The 19,534-nt window shown below is 70.9% G+C and carries 23 protein-coding genes; 12 read left to right on the top strand and 11 right to left on the bottom strand.

The features are described 5' to 3' along the window. The first annotated feature begins 72 nt into the window (after positions 1-72). Genes ACO2TI_RS21780 through ACO2TI_RS21770 form a run of 3 tightly spaced genes read left to right on the top strand, consistent with a single transcriptional unit; the run spans position 73 to position 3,271 of the window. Positions 73-1,248: an acyl-CoA dehydrogenase family protein gene (locus ACO2TI_RS21780; RefSeq protein ID WP_423287382.1), complete on the top strand. Its 1,176-nt coding sequence runs from the start codon at positions 73-75 to the stop codon at positions 1,246-1,248. Beyond that, a complete protein-coding gene (locus tag ACO2TI_RS21775) occupies positions 1,245-2,867 on the top strand; it encodes an AMP-binding protein (RefSeq protein ID WP_423287380.1) in 1,623 nt (540 codons plus the stop codon). Before ACO2TI_RS21780 ends, ACO2TI_RS21775 begins: the two co-directional genes overlap by 4 nt. Then, positions 2,864-3,271 carry a RidA family protein gene (locus ACO2TI_RS21770; protein WP_423287378.1) on the top strand — a complete coding sequence of 136 codons (408 nt, stop codon included), beginning with the start codon at positions 2,864-2,866 and terminating at the stop codon, positions 3,269-3,271. Before ACO2TI_RS21775 ends, ACO2TI_RS21770 begins: the two co-directional genes overlap by 4 nt. On the opposite strand, the gene ACO2TI_RS21765 is transcribed toward ACO2TI_RS21770, so the two are convergent. From ACO2TI_RS21765 to ACO2TI_RS21755, 3 genes are read right to left on the bottom strand one after another with little or no spacing between them, the layout of a single operon-like run. Next, entirely contained in the window at positions 3,264-3,596 is a 333-nt protein-coding gene (locus ACO2TI_RS21765; RefSeq protein ID WP_423287376.1) for a YkgJ family cysteine cluster protein, read from the bottom strand. The genes ACO2TI_RS21770 and ACO2TI_RS21765 overlap by 8 nt on opposite strands. 31 nt (positions 3,597-3,627) lie before the next feature. Then, positions 3,628-4,209 (bottom strand): GNAT family N-acetyltransferase, encoded by a 582-nt coding sequence (locus ACO2TI_RS21760; RefSeq protein WP_423287374.1) that lies wholly within the window; start codon positions 4,207-4,209, stop codon positions 3,628-3,630. A 17-nt stretch (positions 4,210-4,226) separates the two neighbouring features. After that, positions 4,227-5,234, bottom strand: coding sequence for a LacI family DNA-binding transcriptional regulator (locus ACO2TI_RS21755; protein WP_423287372.1), 1,008 nt, complete (start codon positions 5,232-5,234; stop codon positions 4,227-4,229). Between the two features lie 148 nt (positions 5,235-5,382). On the opposite strand from ACO2TI_RS21755, the gene ACO2TI_RS21750 reads away from it, so the two are divergent. The 3 genes from ACO2TI_RS21750 to garD all read left to right on the top strand — a co-directional run bounded on the left by ACO2TI_RS21750 (position 5,383) and on the right by garD (position 9,252). After that, positions 5,383-6,528 (top strand): L-talarate/galactarate dehydratase, encoded by a 1,146-nt coding sequence (locus ACO2TI_RS21750; protein ID WP_423287370.1) that lies wholly within the window; start codon positions 5,383-5,385, stop codon positions 6,526-6,528. A 100-nt stretch (positions 6,529-6,628) separates the two neighbouring features. Beyond that, positions 6,629-7,591: a Bug family tripartite tricarboxylate transporter substrate binding protein gene (locus tag ACO2TI_RS21745; RefSeq protein WP_423287368.1), complete on the top strand. Its 963-nt coding sequence runs from the start codon at positions 6,629-6,631 to the stop codon at positions 7,589-7,591. A 122-nt stretch (positions 7,592-7,713) separates the two neighbouring features. Continuing rightward, complete coding sequence (gene garD / locus ACO2TI_RS21740) at positions 7,714-9,252, top strand: galactarate dehydratase (protein WP_423287504.1); 1,539 nt, start codon at positions 7,714-7,716, stop codon at positions 9,250-9,252. A 36-nt stretch (positions 9,253-9,288) separates the two neighbouring features. Here garD and ACO2TI_RS21735 read toward each other — a convergent pair whose 3' ends face one another. Both ACO2TI_RS21735 and ACO2TI_RS21730 read right to left on the bottom strand, forming a co-directional pair. Continuing rightward, positions 9,289-9,543 carry a hypothetical protein gene (locus ACO2TI_RS21735; protein ID WP_423287366.1) on the bottom strand — a complete coding sequence of 85 codons (255 nt, stop codon included), beginning with the start codon at positions 9,541-9,543 and terminating at the stop codon, positions 9,289-9,291. An 82-nt stretch (positions 9,544-9,625) separates the two neighbouring features. Beyond that, positions 9,626-10,072, bottom strand: coding sequence for an Ohr family peroxiredoxin (locus ACO2TI_RS21730; RefSeq protein ID WP_423287364.1), 447 nt, complete (start codon positions 10,070-10,072; stop codon positions 9,626-9,628). A gap of 198 nt (positions 10,073-10,270) precedes the next feature. On the opposite strand from ACO2TI_RS21730, the gene ACO2TI_RS21725 reads away from it, so the two are divergent. After that, positions 10,271-10,726, top strand: coding sequence for a MarR family winged helix-turn-helix transcriptional regulator (locus ACO2TI_RS21725; protein WP_423287362.1), 456 nt, complete (start codon positions 10,271-10,273; stop codon positions 10,724-10,726). A 16-nt stretch (positions 10,727-10,742) separates the two neighbouring features. On the opposite strand, the gene ACO2TI_RS21720 is transcribed toward ACO2TI_RS21725, so the two are convergent. Beyond that, on the bottom strand, positions 10,743-11,783 hold the full coding sequence (locus tag ACO2TI_RS21720; protein ID WP_423287360.1) for a GlxA family transcriptional regulator: 1,041 nt from the start codon (positions 11,781-11,783) through the stop codon (positions 10,743-10,745). 136 nt (positions 11,784-11,919) lie between these two features. On the opposite strand from ACO2TI_RS21720, the gene ACO2TI_RS21715 reads away from it, so the two are divergent. The 5 genes from ACO2TI_RS21715 (at position 11,920) to ACO2TI_RS21695 (ending at position 15,224) form a co-directional block, all read left to right on the top strand. Further along, the gene (locus ACO2TI_RS21715; RefSeq protein WP_423287357.1) at positions 11,920-12,999 is read left to right on the top strand and encodes a class I SAM-dependent methyltransferase; all 1,080 of its coding nucleotides are present in this window, start codon (positions 11,920-11,922) and stop codon (positions 12,997-12,999) included. Between the two features lie 55 nt (positions 13,000-13,054). Continuing rightward, on the top strand, positions 13,055-13,873 hold the full coding sequence (locus tag ACO2TI_RS21710) for a YihY family inner membrane protein (RefSeq protein WP_423287355.1): 819 nt from the start codon (positions 13,055-13,057) through the stop codon (positions 13,871-13,873). 83 nt (positions 13,874-13,956) lie between these two features. After that, complete coding sequence (locus ACO2TI_RS21705; protein WP_423287353.1) at positions 13,957-14,391, top strand: YciI family protein; 435 nt, start codon at positions 13,957-13,959, stop codon at positions 14,389-14,391. A gap of 16 nt (positions 14,392-14,407) precedes the next feature. After that, a complete protein-coding gene (locus ACO2TI_RS21700) occupies positions 14,408-14,785 on the top strand; it encodes a DUF2784 domain-containing protein (protein ID WP_423287351.1) in 378 nt (125 codons plus the stop codon). A gap of 10 nt (positions 14,786-14,795) precedes the next feature. Further along, a complete protein-coding gene (locus tag ACO2TI_RS21695) occupies positions 14,796-15,224 on the top strand; it encodes a DUF3574 domain-containing protein (RefSeq protein ID WP_423287349.1) in 429 nt (142 codons plus the stop codon). Positions 15,225-15,237: 13 nt separating this feature from the next. Here ACO2TI_RS21695 and ACO2TI_RS21690 read toward each other — a convergent pair whose 3' ends face one another. The 5 genes from ACO2TI_RS21690 to argF are packed head-to-tail and all read right to left on the bottom strand — an operon-like array spanning position 15,238 to position 19,532. Next, entirely contained in the window at positions 15,238-16,710 is a 1,473-nt protein-coding gene (locus ACO2TI_RS21690; protein ID WP_423287347.1) for a protein kinase domain-containing protein, read from the bottom strand. Continuing rightward, positions 16,700-17,446 (bottom strand): metallophosphoesterase family protein, encoded by a 747-nt coding sequence (locus ACO2TI_RS21685; RefSeq protein WP_423287345.1) that lies wholly within the window; start codon positions 17,444-17,446, stop codon positions 16,700-16,702. The genes ACO2TI_RS21690 and ACO2TI_RS21685 overlap by 11 nt, the downstream gene beginning before the upstream one ends. Further along, entirely contained in the window at positions 17,443-17,838 is a 396-nt protein-coding gene (locus ACO2TI_RS21680; RefSeq protein WP_423287343.1) for a DUF3037 domain-containing protein, read from the bottom strand. Before ACO2TI_RS21680 ends, ACO2TI_RS21685 begins: the two co-directional genes overlap by 4 nt. Beyond that, complete coding sequence (locus ACO2TI_RS21675; protein ID WP_423287341.1) at positions 17,816-18,592, bottom strand: HipA family kinase; 777 nt, start codon at positions 18,590-18,592, stop codon at positions 17,816-17,818. The genes ACO2TI_RS21680 and ACO2TI_RS21675 overlap by 23 nt, the downstream gene beginning before the upstream one ends. 7 nt (positions 18,593-18,599) lie before the next feature. After that, on the bottom strand, positions 18,600-19,532 hold the full coding sequence (gene argF / locus ACO2TI_RS21670; RefSeq protein WP_423287502.1) for an ornithine carbamoyltransferase: 933 nt from the start codon (positions 19,530-19,532) through the stop codon (positions 18,600-18,602). Positions 19,533-19,534: the final 2 nt, after the last annotated feature.

Below are 19,534 nucleotides of genomic sequence, written 5' to 3'. Positions count from 1 at the left end.
TCCGTTCACTCCTTCGCCCCCGCCAGGGGGAGAGGGCAGGGGCGAGGGGGCAACGCACAGGAGCATGACCGCATGACGCCGCACGACCATCTCGCCTGGCCGTTCTTCGAAGACCGCCATCGCGCCTTCGCGAAGGAACTCGACGCGTGGGCCACGCAGGCCCTGGCCCACGTGCCGCACGACGGCGACGTCGACGCCACCTGCAAGCAACTGGTGCGCGCGCTCGGCGAGGCCGGCTGGCTGCGCCATGCGGTGGCCGGCAGCGCCCACGGCGGCGCGGCCGAGGTCATCGACACGCGCACGATCTGCCTGGCGCGCGAGACGCTCGCGCGCCACCACGGCCTGGCCGACTTCGCGTTCGCGATGCAAGGCCTCGGCTCCGGTGCGATCTCGCTCGAGGGCACGCCCGAGCAGCGCGCGCGCTGGCTCGCCAAGGTGGCGCGCGGCGACGCGATCGCGGCCTTTGCGCTGAGCGAGCCCGGCGCCGGCTCCGACGTCGCGGCAATGCAGTGCCGCGCGCGCGACGAGGGCGACGCCTGGGTGCTCGACGGCGAGAAGACCTGGATCAGCAACGGCGGCATCGCCGATGTCTACGTGGTGTTCGCGCGCACCGGCGATGCCCAGCGCGGCACCGCCGACATCGGCGCCTTCGTCGTCGAGGCCGGCGCGCCGGGCTTCGAGATCGCCGAGCGCATCGAGGTGATCGCGCCGCATCCGCTGGCGCGGCTGCGCTTCGCCGGCTGCCGCGTGCCCAAGGCGAACCAGCTCGGCGCGGCGAACCAGGGCTTCAAGCTCGCGATGCGCACGCTGGACATCTTCCGCACCTCGGTCGCCGCGGCGGCGCTAGGCTTCGGGCGGCGTGCGCTCGACGAAGCGCTGGCGCGCAGCCGCACGCGCCCCATGTTCGGCGCCCACCTGGCCGACCTGCCGATCGCGCAGGCCAAGCTGGCCGACATGGCGATGACGATCGAGTCGGCCGCGCTGCTGACCTACCGCGCCGCCTGGCTGCGCGACCAGGGCCAGCGCGTCACGCGCGAAGCCGCGATGGCCAAGCTCGCGGCCACCGAAGGCGCGCAGCAGGTGATCGACGCCGCGGTGCAGCTGTTCGGCGGCGAGGGCGTGCGCCATGGCAGCGTCGTCGAGTCGCTCTACCGCGAGATCCGCGCCTTGCGCATCTACGAAGGCGCGACCGAGGTGCAGCAGCTGATCATCGGCCGCGAGTTGTTGAAGGAGGCACAAGTCCAATGAGCGCTCACGTCGACACGTTCGCCAGGGACCGCCTGCCGCCGCGCGAGCAGTGGCCCGAGATGCGCTTCGACCTGCCCGAGCTGCAGGCCTTGCCGACCCAGCTCAACTGCGTGGGCGAGTTGCTCGACGCGTGGGTCGAGCGCGGCGAGGGCGGCCGCCCGGCGCTGATCGGCGCCGGTGTGCACTGGCGCTATGCCGAGCTGCAGCAGCAGGTCAACCGCATTGCGCGCGTGCTGGTCGACGAGCTCGGCCTCGTGCCCGGCAACCGCGTGCTGCTGCGCGGCGCGAACACGCCGATGCTCGCGGCCTGCTGGCTCGCGGTGGTGAAGGCCGGCGGCATCGCGGTCGGCACGATGCCGCTGCTGCGCGCCAAGGAGCTCACCACGATCATCGACAAGGCGCAGATCACGCATGCCTTGTGCGACGCGCGCCTGGCCGACGAGCTCGCGAGCGCGAAGGCGCAGTGCCCGACGCTGGCGCACGTGCTGCATTTCCTGGGCGACGGCGAGCTGGAGCGACGCGCCGCCGCGAAGCCGCCCGAGTTCGAGGCGGTGAAGACCGCCGCCGATGACGTGGCGCTGATCGCCTTCACCTCGGGCACGACCGGCGTGCCCAAGGGCACGATGCACTTCCACCGCGACGTCATGGCCGCCTGCCTGTGCTGGCCCCGCCATGTGCTGAAGGCGCGCGGGGACGACCGCTTCATCGGCAGCCCGCCGCTGGCCTTCACCTTCGGGCTCGGCGGCCTGCTGCTGTTCCCGATGTCGATCGGCGCCTCGACGGTGCTGATCGAGAAGGCGACGCCCGATGCGCTGCCGGCGGCGATCGCCGAGCACCGCGCGAGCGTGTGCTTCACCGCGCCGACGTCCTACCGCGCGATCGCGATGGCGATCAAGGCCGGCAACGGTGCGCATGACCTGAGCTCGCTGCGCAAGTGCGTCTCGGCCGGCGAGGCGCTGCCCGCCGCGACGCGCGCGCTGTGGAAGGAGGCCACGGGCATCGAGATCATCGACGGCATCGGCTCCACCGAGTTGCTGCACATCTTCATCTCGCACGACGAGGCGCACGCGAAGCCCGGTGCGACCGGCACCGTGGTGCCCGGCTACACCGCCTGCGTGGTCGACGAGGCGCTGCAGCCGCTGCCGCCCGGCCAGGTCGGCCGACTCGCGGTCAAGGGCCCGACGGGCTGTCGCTACCTCGCCGACGACCGGCAATCGCAGTACGTGCAAGGCGGCTGGAATCTCACCGGTGACGCCTACCTGATGGACGCCGACGGCTACTTCGTCTACCAGGCGCGCACCGACGACATGATCATCAGCAGCGGCTACAACATCGCCGGTCCCGAGGTCGAGGTCGCGCTGCTCGCGCACCCGGCGGTGGCCGAGTGCGGCGTGGTCGGCGTGGCCGACGAGGAGCGCGGCCAGATCGTCAAGGCCTATGTCGTGCTCAAGCCCGGCGAGACCGGCGACGCGGCGATGGTCAAGACGCTGCAGGACTTCGTGAAGCAGACCATCGCCCCCTACAAGTACCCGCGCGCGATCGAGTTCCGCGCCCAACTGCCGCGCACCGAGACCGGCAAGCTGCAGCGTTTCCGGCTGCGGCAGGAGAACCAGGCATGACGACGTCGATTCCTTCCAAGCAGCTGCTGCAGCCCGCCGGCTGGGCGCCGCCCAAGGGCTATGCCAACGGCGTCGCGGCGCGCGGCACGCTGGTCAGCGTGGCCGGCCAGATCGGCTGGAACGCGCAGTGCCGTTTCGAGAGCGACGACTTCGTCGACCAGGTGCGCCAGGCGCTGGCCAACGTGGTCGCGGTGCTGGCCGAGGCCGACGCGCGACCCGAGCACATCGTGCGCATGACCTGGTACGTGACCGACAAGCGCGAGTACCTCGCGCGCGGCCGCGAGATCGGCGCGGTGTTCCGCGAGCTGATCGGCGACTACGGCATCGCGATGAGCGCGGTGCAGGTGGCGGCGCTGATGGAAGACCGCGCCAAGGTCGAGATCGAGGTGACCGCGGTCAGGTAGCGCCGCTCGCCAGCGGCGCGAGCCCGTGCCGCGCGCGCGCCTTCTCGCAGCCGTAGCTGCCCGGCTCCAGCTCGCGGCACGGCCCTGGGCGCCACTCGTAGATGCCGCAGTGCGCCCGAACGCCTACCGTGCCAACCAGCGCCGCGCAGCGGATCGGCACGTGGTCGGTACCGCGCATGCGCGCCGTGTTGCCGTTGACCTCGACGGCGAGGCCGTCGGGCACGCTGCCGCCGTGCTCCTGAAGCTCGTAGACCGAGAAGTCGACGCGGTAGGCCGCGCAGCAGGCGCCGCATTCGAGGCAGGGGTGGATCGACGCTTGCGACATGGATGCCGACCTCAGGGTCTTTTAACAGGGCCTATGCCACGCGGGCCGGCAGGCGAGCGTACACGCAGCTGTTGCGCAGCGTGCCGTCGGGCGCGCGCAGCTGGTGGCGCAGCACGCCTTCGAGCCGGAAGCCGCAGCGCTTGGCCACGCGCCGCGAGGCGAGGTTCGCCTCGTCGGTGACCAGCTCGACGCGCACCGCGCCCAGGCTGTCGAGCGCCCAGGCCACGAGCGCCTGCACGCCCTCGCTCACATAACCGCGCCCGGCGGCCGAGCGCCGCACCCAGTAGCCGACCTCGGTCTTCGGCAGCTGCCAGTCGGTGCGGTGCAGGCCGACCGAGCCGACCAGCCGGCCACTCGACTTCTCGAACATCAGGTAGGGCAGGTCGCTGCGCGCGATGAAGGCGGCCTCGGCGCGGCGGCAGCGGATCTCGGCCGACGCGGGCGTCTGTTCCTCGCTTACCCACGACAGGAACCACAGGAAGCGGCGCAGCTCGTCGATCGACTCCGCCAGGGCCTCGTGCAGGATCGCGCCGTCGCCCGCGCGATGCGGGCGCAGCAGCAGGCGCTCGGTCTCGATCTGCGAGGGCACGTCAACGAGCAGCGGATCGGTCATGGTCTTTGCGGCTGGGTTCAGGCGGCGGTCGAGCGCCGTTCGACGATGCAAAAGCCGACGTCGACGACGCGCTCTTGCGGCGGCTGGCCGCGGCACGCGGCCAGGATCTGGCTCGCGGCAATGCGGCCGATACCGGCGCCGTCGATGTGCACCGTCGTCAGGCTCGGCTCGAGGTGCGCGGCGAAGTCGGCGTCGCCGAAGCCCACCACCGCGAGGTCCTCGGGCACGCGAAGGCCGCGCGCGCGCGCCTCGGTCAGCACGCCGTGCGCGAGGCCGTCGGAGCTGCAGAACACCGCGCGCAGGTCCGGGTGGTCCTGCAGCAGCTCGCGCAGCGCGGCGCGGCCCAGGCCCAGGTTGCTCGGCGCCTTGACGCTGGCCGTGGGCACCTCGCGGCCGAACGCGGCCACGAAGCCGGCGCGCCGGCGCAGCGCGCGCTCGTCGTCGCCGGTCGCGATGCCGACCCGCTGCCAGCCCTTGGCGAGAAAGTAGCCCGCCACCGCGCTGCCGACGCTGGCGTGCGAGAAGCCGACCAGCATGTCGAGCGGACGGTCGGTCAGGTCCCAGGTCTCGACGACCGGGACGCCCAGCTGGCGCAGGCGCCGCGCGGCCTCGCTGTCGTTGAGCAGGCCGGCGACGACGATGCCGTCGACGCGCCGGCCGAGCAGCGTGTCGAGCAGCGCTGCCTCGCGCGCGTGGTCGTAGCCTGTCTGGCCGAGCACGAGCTGGTAGCCGGCGCGGTCGAGCTCCTCGGTCAGCGTCTGCACGGTCGGCAGGAACTGCGGCACCGCGATGAAGGGCACCAGCGCGCCGATCGTCATGCTGCGCTGCGACTTGAGCCCGCCGGCCAGGCGGTTCGGGATGTAGCCGACCGCGCGCGCCGCTTCCTGCACGCGCTCGAGCGTCGGCGGCGAGACGAGCTGCGGGTCGCGCAGCGCGCGCGAGGCCGTCATCGGCGACACGCCGGCGGCGCGCGCCACGTCGTGCAGGGTCACGGACTTGGATGACGGGCGCGGCGTGGCGGGCATGGGAACGCGAGGCGAAGAAGGGCGCGATTGTCCGATGGCGCCCAGGGGTCTTGCTGGATCGTCTAGAATGGTAACGTTAGCATTCAACCGGAGACAACGGCGCATCCATGAGATGTGCTCTCTTTTGAGTCGAGATGATAACGTTACCATGAGCGTAAACCCGAGCGCCGACGACCGCATCCGCTGGCTGCGCCTGTCGTCCTGCACCCTGCCGCTGAAGACGCCGATCAGCGACGCCAAGGTGCTCACCGGCCGCCAGAAGCCGATGACCGAGATCGCGATGCTGTTCGCCGAGGTGCGCACCGCGGGCGGCCACGAGGGGCTGGGCTTCAGCTATGCCAAGCGCGCCGGCGGACCCGGCCAGTTCGCGCACGCGAAGGAGCTGGCGCCGGCGCTGCTCGGCGAGGACGCGAACGACATCGCGCGGCTGTGGAACAAGCTGTGCTGGGCCGGCGCATCGGTCGGTCGCAGCGGCCTGGCAACGCAGGCGATCGGCGCCTTCGACGTCGCGCTGTACGACCTCAAGGCGCGGCGCGCCGGGCTCTCGCTGGCCAAGCTGCTGGGCGCGCATCGCGATTCGGTCGCCTGCTACAACACCTCGGGCGGCTTCCTGCACACGCCGCTGGACGAACTGCTGGTCAACGCGCAGGCCTCGGTCGAGCGCGGCATCGGCGGCGTCAAGCTCAAGGTCGGCCAGCCGGACCGCGCGAAAGACATCGAGCGCGTCGCGACGGTGCGCAAGCACCTGGGCGAGGGCGTCGCGCTGATGGTCGACGCGAACCAGCAATGGGACCGCCCGGGCGCGCAGCGCATGTGCCGCGCGTTCGAGGACTTTGGCCTCGTGTGGATCGAGGAGCCGCTCGACGCCTACGACCACGAGGGCCACGCCGCGCTGGCGCGCCAGTTCGACACGCCGATCGCCACCGGCGAGATGCTGACCAGCGCGCTCGAGCACGGCGAGCTGATCCGCCATCGCGCCTGCGACTGGCTGATGCCCGACGCGCCGCGCGTCGGCGGCATCACGCCCTACCTGAAGATCGCCGCGCAGGCCGAGGCCGCCGGCCTGATGGTGGCGCCGCACTTCGCGATGGAACTGCACGTGCACCTGGCCGCGGCATCGCCGAGCGAGCCCTGGGTCGAGCACTTCGACTGGCTCGAGCCGCTGTTCAACGAGCGGCTCGAGATCGAGCGCGGCCGCATGCGCGTCCCCACCCGTCCCGGCCTCGGCCTGAGCCTGAGCGAGCAGGCGCGCGCCTGGACGCGCGAGCAGGCCGAATTCGGCGAGCGCTCCTGAGGACCCGTTGACCCTTGCCGGCGCGCGCCGGCCGCTTCCATCCCGACATCCATCTCGAACGGGCACGAACCCGTCGCACCACCACCACTGGAGACAAGCGATGCGAAAGATCCTCGCCACCCTGGCCCTCGGCCTCGCCGCGACCGCCGGCGTTCATGCGCAGGCCTGGCCGGCCAAGCCGGTCACGCTGCTCGTGCCCTTTCCGCCCGGCGGCTCGACCGACATGATCGCGCGCACCGTCGGCGCCAAGCTGCAGGAGCGCCTGGGCGCAACCTTCATCGTCGACAACAAGGCCGGCGCGGGCGGCACGGTCGGCGCGGCGCAGGCCAAGCGCGCGGCGCCCGACGGCTACACCGTCTTTGTCTCGTCGCTCGGGCCCTTCGTGATCGGCCCGCACCTGATCAAGAACGCGGGCTACGACCCGCTGAAGGACTTCGACTACATCACCGTCGCGGTGCAGGCGCCCAACGTGCTCGCGGTGCCGGCCGGCTCGCCGCACAAGTCGTTTGCCGAGCTGCTGGCCTTCATCAAGGCCCACCCCGGCAAGATGATGTTCGCGTCGGCCGGCAACGGCACCTCGGACCACCTGACCGCCGAGCTGTTCTGGCAGGAGACCGGCACGCAGGCGGTGCACGTGCCCTACAAGGGCGGCGCGCCGGCGATGCAGGACCTGCTGGCCGGCACCGTCGATGCGAGCTTCATGAACATCAACACCGGCCTGCCCAACATCAAGGCCGGCAAGCTGCGTCCGCTGGCGATCACGAGCGCCAGGCGCTCGCCGCTGCTGCCCGAGGTGCCGACGATGGACGAGCTCGGCTTCAAGGGCGTGACGGTCTACTCGTGGCAGGCCTTCGCGGCGCCCAAGGGCCTGCCCGGCGACATCAAGGCCAGGCTGCACGAGGGCATCGTCGCGGCGCTCAACGACCCGGCCGTCAAGCCCAAGCTGCTCGATCTCGGCTTCGAGATCAGCGGCAACACGCCGGACCAGTTCACCGCCTTCCAGGCCGCCGAGTTCGCGCGCTGGAAGAAGGTGATCGAGGTGGGCAAGATCTCTGCAGACTGATGACCACCCCCGAAGCGCCTGCGGCGCCTCCCCCTCGAGGGGGCGCCACCAGCGGACCGGCAAAGCCGGATCCGCGGTGTCCGCTTGAATTGGAGGACTGCTTGAAGCCACTCACGATCCGCATGGATGCGCGCGACAACGTGGCCATCGTGGCCAACGACGGCGGCCTGCCGGCCGGCACCGTGTTCGACGACGGCCTGACCCTGGTCGAAAAGGTGCCGCAGGGCCACAAGGTCGCGCTCGTGGACCTGGCGCCCGGCGACGCGGTGCGGCGCTACAACGTGGTCATTGGCCGCGCGACGCGGGCGATCCCGCGCGGCGGCTGGGTGCATGAGCGCCTGCTCGAGATGCCGCCGGCGCGCGCGCTCGACGCGCTGCCGATCGCCGATGCGCCGCGCCCGGCGCTCGAGCCGCTCGAGGGCTTCAGCTTCGAGGGCTATCGCAACGCCGACGGCTCGGTCGGCACGCGCAACATCCTCGCGATCACGAGCACCGTGCAGTGCGTCGCCGGCGTGGTCGACTTCGCGGTGCAGCGCATCAAGCGCGAACTGCTGCCGCGCTTTCCCAACGTCGACGACGTCGTCTCGCTGGAGCACACCTACGGCTGCGGCGTCGCGATCGACGCGCCCGACGCCTTGGTGCCGATCCGCACGCTGCGCAACATCACGCGCAACCCGAACTTCGGCAACGAGGTGATGGTGGTGAGCCTGGGCTGCGAGAAGCTGCAGCCCGAGCGCCTGCTGCCCCCGGGCTCGTTCCCGATCGTCGGTGCCGGCGGCGATGCGGCGCTCGACGTCGTGTGCCTGCAAGACGACGCGCACGTCGGCTTCATGTCGATGATCGACTCGATCATGGCCACCGCCGAGCAGCACCTGGAACGCTTGAACGCGCGCCGGCGCGAGACGGTGCCGGCCAGCGCGCTCGTGGTCGGCGTGCAGTGCGGCGGCAGCGACGCCTTCAGCGGCGTCACCGCGAACCCGGCGGTGGGCTTTTGCACCGATCTGCTCGTGCGTGCCGGCGCGACCGTGATGTTCTCGGAGACCACCGAGGTGCGCGACGGCATCGACCAGCTGACCGCGCGCGCCGCATCGCCGGAGATCGCCGAAGCGATGATCCGCGAGATGGCGTGGTACGACGCCTACCTGAAGCGCGGCGGCGCCGACCGCAGCGCCAACACCACGCCCGGCAACAAGAAGGGCGGGCTGTCGAACATCGTCGAGAAGGCGATGGGCTCGATCGTCAAGAGCGGCAGCGCGCCGATCTCGGGCGTGCTGTCGCCGGGCGAAAGCCTGCGCGAGCGCGGCATCGAGCGCGGCCTGGTCTACGCCGCGACGCCGGCCAGCGACTTCATCTGCGGCACGCTGCAGGTGGCCGCCGGCATGAACCTGCACGTCTTCACGACCGGCCGCGGCACGCCCTATGGTCTGGCCGAGGTGCCGGTGATCAAGGTCGCGACGCGCAGCGACCTGGCGCGCCGCTGGCACGACCTGATGGACCTCAACGCCGGGCGCATCGCCGACGGGCAGGCGTCGATCGAGGAGATGGGCTGGGAGCTGTTTCGCCTGATGCTCGACGTTGCCAGCGGCCGCAAGGCCACCTGGGCCGAGCGGTGGAAGCTGCACAACGCGCTGGTGCTGTTCAACCCCGCGCCGGTGACCTGATCAAGAAGGCGGCCGGCCGTGCGAGCGAAGCACGGCTCAGCAGAAGTCGGCCAGCCGGGCGTCGCCGACCTCGATCAGTTGGTCCAGACGCAGCGTTTCGCCGCCGCTGACCGAGAGGTACTCGGCGCCGGCGCGCGCGAACACGTCGGTGATCGTGGCCACGCGCCGCTGCTCGCCGCCGTCGGCGTCGCGAAAGCGGATCGCCACCGGCTGGCGCACGGTCGCGTGCGCTTCCAGCACGTCGTGGAACTCGCAGCTGATCGGCTGGTACGGGGCGGGCAGGGTGCTCATGGCTTGGCTTGGCTTGGCGTGGGTTGTGGGTGGCTCGTGCGAGCGGCCGGCTCCCGCTGGGCAGGGCCGGCCGCTCGGCGCGTCAGAGAACGTTCAGCGCGACGTCGATGTTGCCGCGCGTGGCCTTCGAGTACGGGCAGATCTCGTCGGCCGCATGGGCAATCGCCTCGGCGGTGTCGCGCGGCAGGCCGGGCAGGCTGACGTTCAGGCGCGCCTGCAGCAAGTAGGCGTTGCCGTTCATGCCCAGGTCGACCTCGATGTCCACCGCCAGGTCGGGCGGCAGCGTCACGTTGCGCTCCTTGGCGACCAGGCCGATCGCGGCGATGTAGCAGGCCGACCAGGCGCCGGCGAACAGCTGCTCCGCGGTCGGATGCGACTGGACGGCCGTGAAGGCATACACCGAGCTCTTGTCGTGCGGCGACGAGAGCTGGATGTCGAGGCGGCCTTCGCCGCCGCGCGCCGCGCCTTCGCGCTGGCTCGGGGTGGTGTGCGTCTTGCCGGTGAGAAGGACTTTCTGGATCTTGGTCATGGAGGGCTCCAATCGTTCTGTGGGGCGGGTGGCTTGTAATCGCGTTCGATTGCATCGCATGCGATTGGTGTCATCTTGGAGCACGAACCGCCCAAGATCAAGCTGCCGTTACAAATTAGTGCCGTTGCGATTGAATCGCGTTCGATGTAAATTGCGAACCAGGTCGAACGGGCGTTCGGCGCGACGAAAGGAGCGAAGATGAAACCAGGCAACGGCGCGGCGAACGCGAAGCTGGGCGACTTCCTGTGCTTCGCCGTCTATTCGGCGAACCTCGCCTTCGGCAAGCTCTACCGGCCCATCCTCGACCAGCTCGGGCTCACCTACACCCAGTACGTCACGATCGTCGCGCTGCTGGAAGAGGACGACCAGACCGTCAGCGGCCTGGGCGAGAAGCTGTTCCTGGAGTCGAACACGCTCACGCCCATCCTCAAGAAGCTCGAGGCCATGGGCTACGTGGAGCGCGTGCGCGATGCCGCCGACGAGCGCCACGTGCGCATCCGCCTGACCCGCAGCGGCCGCCACCTGCGCGAGAAGACCGCGGCCATCGACCTCACCGGCGCCTGCGGCCTCACGCCCGGCCAGTTCTCGAAGCTGCAGAAGGATGTCGTCGCGCTGCGCGACAACCTGGTCAGCGCCGTGCGCGACCCCGGCTGAGCGAGCCGTCGCGTCGCTACGGCCGCGCGAACTCCGGGATGCAAAAGCGCTTGCGGTAGGCGCCCGGCGCCATGCCCGTCGTGCGCTTGAACAGCCGACGAAAGAACGCGGCATCCTCGTAGCCGACCCGCCAGCTGATCTCGTCGATCGGCGCGTCGGTGCGTTCGAGCCGGCGCTTGGCGTCCTCGATGCGCAGCCGCTGCACGTAGGCGATCGGCGCCAGGCCGGTCGCGGCGCTGAAGCGTCGCTTGAACGTTCGCTCCGCGAGCCGCGAGCGCTGGATCATCTCCTCGACCGGATTGGCCACCGAGAAGTGCGTCGCCAGCCATTGCTGGGCGCTCGCGATCTCGGCGTCGCCATGGTCGTGGCGGCCCTCGAAGCTGATGTAGGGCGCGAGGCCGTCCTGGTGCCACTGCAGCGCGAAGGCGCGCGCGACGTCCTGTGCCTGCGTCGCGCCGGCGTAGCGTGCGATCAGGTAGAGCACGAGATCGTGCCAGGTGGTCGAGGCGCCGGAGCACACCAGCTCCTCGCGCAGGCCCGAGACCACGAGCACACGCTCGGGGTGGATCGCCACCGACGGAAAGCAGGCGCCGAAGATCGACGCATAGCCGAAGTGCACGGTGGCATCGCGGCCGTCGAACAGGCCGGTCTCGGCGAGCAGGAAGATGCCCGAGCAGGCCGAGCACAGCGTGGCGCCGCGCGCGTGCATGCGCTCGATCCACGCCACCAGGCGCGGGTAGCGGCCCTTGTGCCAGGCCTCGCCGCGCACCAGCACGGACGGCACGATGACGATGTCGGTCTGCTCGATCGTGTCGATCGAGCGTTGCACCGTCATCGGCACGCCGCTGGCCAGCTGAAGCGGACCGGTGGCTTCGCCGACGATCTCGACCTGGAAGGGCGCGCGCCCGTCCCCGCCGGCGAGGCCCGGCCGGCCCGGCGCGCTCATCACGTCGTACAGGCCGGCCAGCGTCGAGACGACCGCGTCGGGCAGTGCGATCAGCGAGACATGACGCGGCGCGGCGCCGGGAGGCGAAGGCCGGGCAGGGGCGTTGGACATGGGTGCGGTGACGGGCGAGCGGATGGCACGAACGGACCGATCTTGGGCGATTTCGGCTCTGTCGTGAACCGGGCCAGCGCACGAGCATGGGCGCACCGTTCAACCCCGCGCGTTCGGCGCAGAAAGGACTCACCCGATGGACACCGCCGTCACCGCCCCCGCGATCGACCAAGCCAGGCTCGAAGCCTTTGCGATGCGCGCGATCGGCGACATCGCCAGCGCCTATACCGGCGTGATGGTCAACCTGGGCCACCAGCTGGGCCTGTACAAGGCCATGCTCGGCGCCGGGCCGCTGAGCAGCCAGGAGCTCGCGCAGCGTTCGGGCTGCGCCGAACGCTACGTTCGCGAGTGGCTCAATGCGCAGGCCGCGAGCGGCTACCTCGACTTCCACGCGGCCAGCGAGACTTACGAGCTCGGCGCCGAGCAAGCGCTCGTGCTGGCGGACGAGGACAGCCCGGTCTTCATTCCGCCGGCCTGGAACATGCCGGCCTCGATGTGGGCCGACGAGCCCAAGACGCTCGAGGCCTTTCGCACCGGCCGCGGCGTGGCCTGGGGCGAGCACGACGGCCGCATGGCCTGCGGCGTCGCGGCCTTCTACCGCAACGGCTATCGCGCCAGCCTCGTGCCGCAGTGGCTGCCGGCGCTCGAGGGCGTGGTGGCGCAGCTCGAGGCCGGCATCGCGGTGGCCGACATCGGCTGCGGCCACGGTCATTCCACGCTGCTGATGGCCGAGGCGTTCCCGAACTCGCGCTTCTTCGGCTATGACACGCATGCCGAGTCGATCGCCGAGGCCAGGCGCCACGCCGCGGCCGCGGGCCTGGCCGCACGCGCCGAGTTCGATCTCGCCCGTGCCACCAGCTACCCCGACCGGCGCTTCGGCCTGATCTGCTTCTTCGACGTGCTGCACGACCTGGGCGATCCGGTCGCCGCCGCCGAGCATGCGGCGCGCGTGCTGGCGCCGGGCGGCACGGTGATGCTGGTCGAGCCCTTCGCGCGCGACCGCACCGAGGACAACCTCACGCCGGTGGGCCAGCTCTACTACGGCGGCTCGACCATCATCTGCTGCGCGCATGCGATCTCCGAGGGCGGGCGCATGGTGCTGGGCGCGCAGGCCGGACCGAAACGCCTGGCCGAGGTGTTTCGCAAGGCCGGCTTCACGCACTTTCGCTGCGCCGCCGAGACGCCGTTCAACCTGGTGTTCGAGGTCAGGCGCTGACCGGAACGGACGCGGGCGTACGCATCGACAATGCGCGCGCCCACACCCGCCGCGCATGCTGAACCTCGCCCGCCTCACCTTCCGCCGCGCCCGCCAGGAACGCCTGCCGCAGATCGCCGGCAGCCTGACCTTCACGACCCTGCTGTCGATCGTGCCGCTGCTGGCGGTGAGCCTGGCGCTGTTCACGCACTTTCCGGTGTTCGCCCGCTTCGAGGTCGCGCTGGAGGAGTACCTGCTCAAGGGCCTGCTGCCGGCCGAGATCTCGCGCACCGTGCTGCGCCACCTGCACCAGTTCACCGCCAACGCCGGCGAGCTGACCCTGGTGGGCTCGCTGTTCCTGCTGGCCACCGCGCTCGCGCTGCTGCTGACGGTGGAGAACGCGCTCAACCAGATCTGGAACGTCAGGCGCAACCGGCCCATTCTCAAGCGCGTGGCGATGTACCTGCTGATGCTGGCCATCGGCCCGCCGGTGCTCGCCCTGAGCCTGTGGGCGACGTCGTTCGTCGTTGGCGTGTCGATGGGCCCGATCGGGCCGCTGCCGGCGTCGGCGAACGTCGTGCTGGGGCTGGGTCCGGTCGTGCTCGGCGGGGTGGGCCTGGCCTGCCTTTTCTACTACGTGCCGAACACGCCGGTGCGCCGGCGCGACGCGATCGCCGGCGGACTGATCGCCAGCGTGCTGATCGAGCTCGGCAAGCGCGGCTTCGCCGCCTACCTGGTCAAGCTGCCGACCTACAAGGCGGTGTACGGCGCCTTCGCCGCGTTTCCGCTGTTCCTGCTGTGGGTCTACTTCTCGTGGCTGGCAACGTTGGCCGCGGGGCTGGTGGCGGCCAACCTGGCGGGCGGCGGCGCGCCGAAGCCGCCGCCGCGCCGCTGAAAGGGTTTGTCGATTTCGCTGCGCCAGGATCGTCGTAGGGTTGGAGCCATCTCCGTTTTTTCCAACCACTCAAGGAGACCGACATGCGCGTCATGGTGATCGTCAAGGCCGACAAGCAAAGCGAAGCGGGCGTCATGCCCAGCGAGGAACTGCTCGCGGCCATGGGCCGCTACAACGAAGAGCTGGTCAAGGCCGGCATCATGCAAGCCGGCGAGGGCTTGCATCCCAGTTCCAAGGGCGTGCGCGTGCACTTCTCGGGCAGCAAGCGCACCGTCGTCGACGGTCCGTTCGCCGAGACCAAGGAGCTGATCGCCGGCTTCTGGATCTGGAAGGTCGCGTCGATGCAGGAGGCGATCGACTGGGTCAAGCGCTGCCCGAACCCGCAGATGGGCGACTCCGACATCGAGATCCGCCGCATCTTCGAGGCCGAGGACTTCGGCGAGGCCTTCACGCCCGAGCTGCGCGAGCAGGAAGACCGTCTGCGCGCGCAGATCGAGGCGCAGAGCAAGGCCGGCTGAGCGGCCGCCGGCTGCCGTGCTGCAGCGCCTGCTCGCCGATGCGCTGGTCGCCCTGCACCTGGGCTTCGTCGCCTTCGTGCTCGCAGGTGGCCTGCTCGTGTGGCGCTGGCCGCGCGTCGCGTGGCTGCATCTGCCGGCCGTCGCGTGGGCGGTGTGGATCGAATGCACGGCGGGCATCTGCCCGCTCACGCCGCTGGAGAACGCGCTGCGGCGTGCCGGCGGCGAGGCGGCTTATGCCGGCAGCTTCGTCGAGCAGTACCTCGTGCCGCTGCTGTACCCGCCGGGGTTGACGCCGGCGCTGCAGATCGGGCTCGGCGCCTTCGTGCTGTTGCTCAACGGCGTGCTGTACGCGCTGGGCTGGCGCAAGGCAAGATCGCGGCCTCGTCCACGCTGAGGCCTCGCTCATGGTCTTTCGCTTCATGCCCGTGCGGGTGCTCGGGGCCACCATGGTCATCGCGACGTCGATGGCCGGCTGCGCCACGCAGGCGCCGGCCTGCCGCAGCGGCGAGCAGGCCATGGTGAGCGACCAGCTCTATTTCGGCACCGACATCCCGGGCGGCGGCGGGCGCGTGACGGCCGAGGCCTGGAGCGGCTTCCTGCGCGATGCGGTGACGCCGCGCTTTCCGCAGGGCCTGTCGGTGTGGCCGGCGGCGGGCCAGTGGCGCGGCGCCGACGGACAGGTCGTGCGCGAGGACTCGAACGTGCTCGTCCTCGTGCATGCCGGCGACGACGCCGCCGAGCGCGCGGTGCAGGCCATCGTGGCCGAGTACAAGACGCGCTTCCGGCAAGAGGCGGTGCTGCGCGTGAAGGCGCCCGGCTGCGCGTCGTTCTGAGCGCCGCGCGCGCCTACTCGGCCGGCGCGCGCACGACCGTGACCGTGCAGCTCGACTGCGCCACCACCTGCGACGACACGCTGCCCAGATAACGCCGCAGCGCCGAGGCGCCGCGCGCGCCCATGATCACGTGGTCGACCTGGTTGCGCTGCGCGAACTCGACGATGGCCTCGGCCGCATCCGGCGCCTCGAGCACGTGGAAGGTCAGGCGGCCGTCTCCGAGGCCCAGCTCGCGCGCGAGCGGGCGCGCCCAGTGCTTGAGCGCGACCAGTTGCTTGACGTGGCGGCTGCGGCCTTGCGCGTCGGTGAGTTCGTCCATGCCGATGCGCGCGGTCTTCATCACGCTGACGCAGGCCAGGCGCGTCGAGCCGCCGTCGTGCAGGAAGCGGCGCACGGTGTCGCGCAGCATGTCGAGCAGGGCCGCGGGCGCGTTCTCGACGTCGAGCGCGGCCACCACGATCGGGTTGCGCTGCGCCTGCTCGGCGGCGCCACGCGTGCCGGCGGGCTCGGCGCCCACCGCGGCGAAGCGGCGCCTGAGCGTCGCCCAAGTGCCCGACGTGCGCACACGCTGCGCGCGTTCGGTAAGCGCGACCTGCTGCGGATGCTGCAGGTCGAGCGCGAGCTGGGCCGCGCTCGGATGGCGGCGCTCGGCGCGCACCTCGAGGCAGCGCAGGATCAGCTCCTGCAGCCATGGCGGGCAGTCCGGGCGCAGCGCGCGCGGCGGCTCGGGCTCTTCGTAGAGCCGGCGGCGCAGGCCGCTGACCGAGGTGGGATGGCCGAAGGGCCGCTCGCCGGTCAGCAGGTGGTAGAGCATCACGCCGAGCGCGAACAGGTCGCTGCGCGGGTCGTTGCGCACGAACTGCACCTGCTCGGGCGAGATGTAGGGCCCGGTGCCCATCGGCAGCGTGAACTCCTCGTCGAGCAGGTCGGGCAGCTGGTCGTGGCGCGAGAGCCCGAAGTCCACCAGCACCGCCTCGGCCAGCGTGCCGTCGGGCTGGCGGCGGAACATGATGTTGCTCGGCTTCACGTCGAGGTGCACCAGGTGCTGGCGGTGCAGGTCGTGCAGCGCAGTGGCGACGCGGATGCCGATGTCGACCACTTCGGCGACCGGCAGCGGCGCGGCATCGAGCCGCGGGCGCAGCGAAGGGCCGTCGATGCGCTCCATCACGATGTAGGGCGCCTGCGTGAAGTCGCCGCGCGCGACGAAGGCCGGCACGTGCAAGCCCTTGAGCAGCGGCATGATCATCTGCTCGACCTCGAAGCCGACGATGCTGGCCGGGTCCTCGCCGCCCATGATGCGCGGCACCTTCATCACCAGCGGCATCGGGTCGTCGGGCCGGTCGAGGCGGCTCACGCGCCAGACCTGGGCCATGCCGCCTTGGTGCAGGTGCTCCTCGATGCGGAACTGGTCGACCACCTGGCCCGGCGCGAGCACGCGCGCCGGGTAGTCCTGCGGCGCGGGCTCGAGCGCCGGCTCACTGGCCATCGTCGAGCCGCTGGGCCAGGCGCTGCGGCAACTGGGCCGCGCGGATCTTGGCGCCCGCGGCCTCGTGGTCGTACGGCACGCGGAAGTAGGTGATCGCGCCCTCGTCGGTGTCGTAGAGGGCGTAGCACGCGGCCGGATTGCCGTCGCGTGGCTGGCCGGCCGAGCCCGGGATCACCAGCCACTGGCGCTGCGCCGACAGCAGGATCGGCACGCCCGAAACGGGCGAGAAGTCGCCGGTCTTGCCGGTGGTGGCGAGGTAGTAGAGGCAGGGGTCGTGCGTGTGGCCGCAGAAGGTGACGCGCGCGGCGGTGGCCTGCAGGCTGCGCACCGCGTCGGCACGGGCGGTGATGTAGCCCCAGTCTTCCGGCGCCCAGGCGTTGGCATGCACGAACAGCCGCGGGCCGTCGCTCACCGAGACCGGCAGGCCGTCCAGGAAGGCGAGCTGGTCGGCGTCGAGCCGCTTGCGCGTCCAGTCGATCACGGTGCGTGCGTCGGCATGCATCTGCGGCGCCGAACCGAGCACGACCGCGCGGTCGTGGTTGCCGATCACCGCGATCGCGGTGCCTCGCTCGACCAGCTCGCGCACGCGCTCGACCACCCAGGCCGGATCGGCGCCGTAGCCGACGTAGTCGCCGAGGAAGGCGTAGCGCTGCGCGCCCTGCGACTGCGCATGCTCGAGCACCGCTTCCACCGCCTCGCGGTTGGCGTGCAGGTCGGCCAGCAGCGCGAGCTTCATGGCCGCGGTGCCCTGACGAGGCGCTCGAGCAACTGCTCCATTGCCGAGCCGAGCTCATCGCAGCGGCCGACGTGCACCGGCGAGGTCTGGATGCTGCTGCTGCGCGGCGCGACCAGCCAGTCGAAGCGCTCGCGCAGCGAGAGCTTGCCGATCGGCCCGGCCGCCGCGCCGCCGGCACAGATGGCCGGGATCGCGGCCAGCGCCTGGCGGATCGGCTCGAGGTCGGCGCTGGGGTCGAGCGCGAGCAGGCGCTGCTCGTCGAGCTCGATGCGCGCCTGCAGGAAGCCGCGCGCGGTGCAGGCCACGATCACGCCGGCGTTGACGAACTCGCCCCGCTCGACGCGCGGCACGACCCGCACGACGGCGTAGTCATAGGTGCAGCGATCGGGCACGGACGGCCTCCTCCACGAAGGCATGCGGCTGGCGCAGGCGGTTGATGAAGTAGCGGCGGTAGGCCTCGCGGTGTTCGGCGGCGTTCGCGAAGGCCGGCTCGTCGGCGAGCCAGGCTTCGGGGATCAGCGCGACGATGCGCTCGATCGCCTCGTCGTTCAATCGGGCGCTCATCTCGGCGTCGGCCTCGGCCAGCTGCGCGGCGGCGGGCAGCAGCACGTGGTCCTTGATCATCGGGAAGGCGCCGGAGCTGCGCTCCATGTAGCCGCGCCAGTCGTGGTGAAAGATCAGCGAGGCGCCATGGTCGATCAGCCACAGGCCGCGGTGCCAGACCAGCAGGTTGGTGTTGCGCGCGCTGCGGTCGACGTTGCTGACGAAGGCGTCGTGCCAGACGATGCGCGAGGCGAGCGCGGCATCGACGGTGTGCGCCAGCGGGTCGAAGGTGACCGAGCCGGGCAGGTAGTCGAGCGCGAGGTTGAGGCCGGCGCTGGCGCGAATGAGGTCCTGGATCTCGGGGTCGGGCTCGGTGCGCGCGAGCTCGGCGTCGAGCTCGACCAGCACGATCTCCGGCACCGGCAGGCCCACCGCGCGTGCCAGTTCACCGGCCACGAGTTCGGCGATCAGCGCCTTGCGGCCTTGCCCCGCGCCGCGGAACTTGACGACATACAGGCCGTCGTCGTCGGCCGCGACCACGGCGGGCAGCGAGCCGCCTTCACGCAGCGGCGTGAGGTATTGGGTGGCGGTGACCGTCCTCAACGAGGTCTCAACCGATTCGCCCGAGCAGCAGGTACTCCATGAGTGCCTTCTGCACGTGCATGCGGTTCTCGGCTTCGTCCCACACCACCGACTGCGGCCCGTCGATCACCTCGGCGGCGACTTCCTCGCCACGGTGCGCGGGCAGGCAGTGCATGAAGACCGCATCGCGCCGCGCCGCCGCCATCATGTCCGCATCGACGCACCACTCGGCAAACGCAGCGCGGCGCGCGTCGTTCTCGGCCTCGAAGCCCATGCTGGTCCACACGTCGGTGGTCACCAGGTGCGCGCCGCGGCAGGCCTCGGTGGGGTTCTTGAAGACCTTGTAGCAGTCGCGGTTCTCGATGCCGGCCAGCACCGGGTCGACCTCGTAGCCGCTCGGCGTGCTCACGTGCACCGTGAAGCCCAGGATCTCGGCCGCCTGCAGCCAGGTGTTGGCCATGTTGTTGCCGTCGCCAACCCAGGCCACGACCTTGCCGGCGATCGAGCCGCGGTGCTCGATGTAGGTGAAGATGTCGGCCAGGATCTGGCAGGGGTGGAACTCGTTGGTCAGGCCGTTGATCACCGGCACGCGCGAATGCGCGGCAAAGCCTTCGAGCTTGGTCTGCTCGAAGGTGCGGATCATCACCAGGTCGACCATGCGGCTGATCACGCGCGCGGAGTCTTCCACCGGCTCGGCGCGGCCGAGCTGGCTGTCGCCGGTGGTCAGGTGCACCACCGAGCCGCCCATCTGGTACATGCCGGCCTCGAAGCTCACGCGCGTGCGCGTGCTGGCCTTCTCGAAGATCATCGCCAGCGTGCGATCGACCAGCGGCGTGTACTTCTCGTAGTTCTTGAAGCGCTTCTTGATGATGGCCGTGCGCTCGAAGAGGTAGGCGTACTCCTCGGCGCGGAAATCCTTGAACTGCAGGTAGTGCTTCATCAGGCGGTTTCCGGGTTTCATCG

The organism is Caldimonas sp. KR1-144, from assembly GCF_049446155.1.
Lineage (GTDB): Bacteria > Pseudomonadota > Gammaproteobacteria > Burkholderiales > Burkholderiaceae_C > Rivibacter.
This window is presented reverse-complemented; position numbering and strand designations above follow the sequence as displayed.

Bases quoted from the DNA above. Each gene is read 5' to 3' on its own strand.
- ACO2TI_RS21780 (WP_423287382.1), top strand. From the start codon at position 73: ATGACGCCGCACGACCATCTCGCCTGGCCGTTCTTCGAAGACCGCCAT.
- ACO2TI_RS21775 (WP_423287380.1), top strand. From the start codon at position 1,245: ATGAGCGCTCACGTCGACACGTTCGCCAGGGACCGCCTGCCGCCGCGC.
- ACO2TI_RS21770 (WP_423287378.1), top strand. From the start codon at position 2,864: ATGACGACGTCGATTCCTTCCAAGCAGCTGCTGCAGCCCGCCGGCTGG.
- ACO2TI_RS21765 (WP_423287376.1), bottom strand. From the start codon at position 3,596: ATGTCGCAAGCGTCGATCCACCCCTGCCTCGAATGCGGCGCCTGCTGC.
- ACO2TI_RS21760 (WP_423287374.1), bottom strand. From the start codon at position 4,209: ATGACCGATCCGCTGCTCGTTGACGTGCCCTCGCAGATCGAGACCGAG.
- ACO2TI_RS21755 (WP_423287372.1), bottom strand. From the start codon at position 5,234: ATGCCCGCCACGCCGCGCCCGTCATCCAAGTCCGTGACCCTGCACGAC.
- ACO2TI_RS21750 (WP_423287370.1), top strand. From the start codon at position 5,383: ATGAGCGTAAACCCGAGCGCCGACGACCGCATCCGCTGGCTGCGCCTG.
- ACO2TI_RS21745 (WP_423287368.1), top strand. From the start codon at position 6,629: ATGCGAAAGATCCTCGCCACCCTGGCCCTCGGCCTCGCCGCGACCGCC.
- garD (WP_423287504.1), top strand. From the start codon at position 7,714: ATGGATGCGCGCGACAACGTGGCCATCGTGGCCAACGACGGCGGCCTG.
- ACO2TI_RS21735 (WP_423287366.1), bottom strand. From the start codon at position 9,543: ATGAGCACCCTGCCCGCCCCGTACCAGCCGATCAGCTGCGAGTTCCAC.
- ACO2TI_RS21730 (WP_423287364.1), bottom strand. From the start codon at position 10,072: ATGACCAAGATCCAGAAAGTCCTTCTCACCGGCAAGACGCACACCACC.
- ACO2TI_RS21725 (WP_423287362.1), top strand. From the start codon at position 10,271: ATGAAACCAGGCAACGGCGCGGCGAACGCGAAGCTGGGCGACTTCCTG.
- ACO2TI_RS21720 (WP_423287360.1), bottom strand. From the start codon at position 11,783: ATGTCCAACGCCCCTGCCCGGCCTTCGCCTCCCGGCGCCGCGCCGCGT.
- ACO2TI_RS21715 (WP_423287357.1), top strand. From the start codon at position 11,920: ATGGACACCGCCGTCACCGCCCCCGCGATCGACCAAGCCAGGCTCGAA.
- ACO2TI_RS21710 (WP_423287355.1), top strand. From the start codon at position 13,055: ATGCTGAACCTCGCCCGCCTCACCTTCCGCCGCGCCCGCCAGGAACGC.
- ACO2TI_RS21705 (WP_423287353.1), top strand. From the start codon at position 13,957: ATGCGCGTCATGGTGATCGTCAAGGCCGACAAGCAAAGCGAAGCGGGC.
- ACO2TI_RS21695 (WP_423287349.1), top strand. From the start codon at position 14,796: ATGGTCTTTCGCTTCATGCCCGTGCGGGTGCTCGGGGCCACCATGGTC.
- ACO2TI_RS21690 (WP_423287347.1), bottom strand. From the start codon at position 16,710: ATGGCCAGTGAGCCGGCGCTCGAGCCCGCGCCGCAGGACTACCCGGCG.
- ACO2TI_RS21685 (WP_423287345.1), bottom strand. From the start codon at position 17,446: ATGAAGCTCGCGCTGCTGGCCGACCTGCACGCCAACCGCGAGGCGGTG.
- argF (WP_423287502.1), bottom strand. From the start codon at position 19,532: ATGAAACCCGGAAACCGCCTGATGAAGCACTACCTGCAGTTCAAGGAT.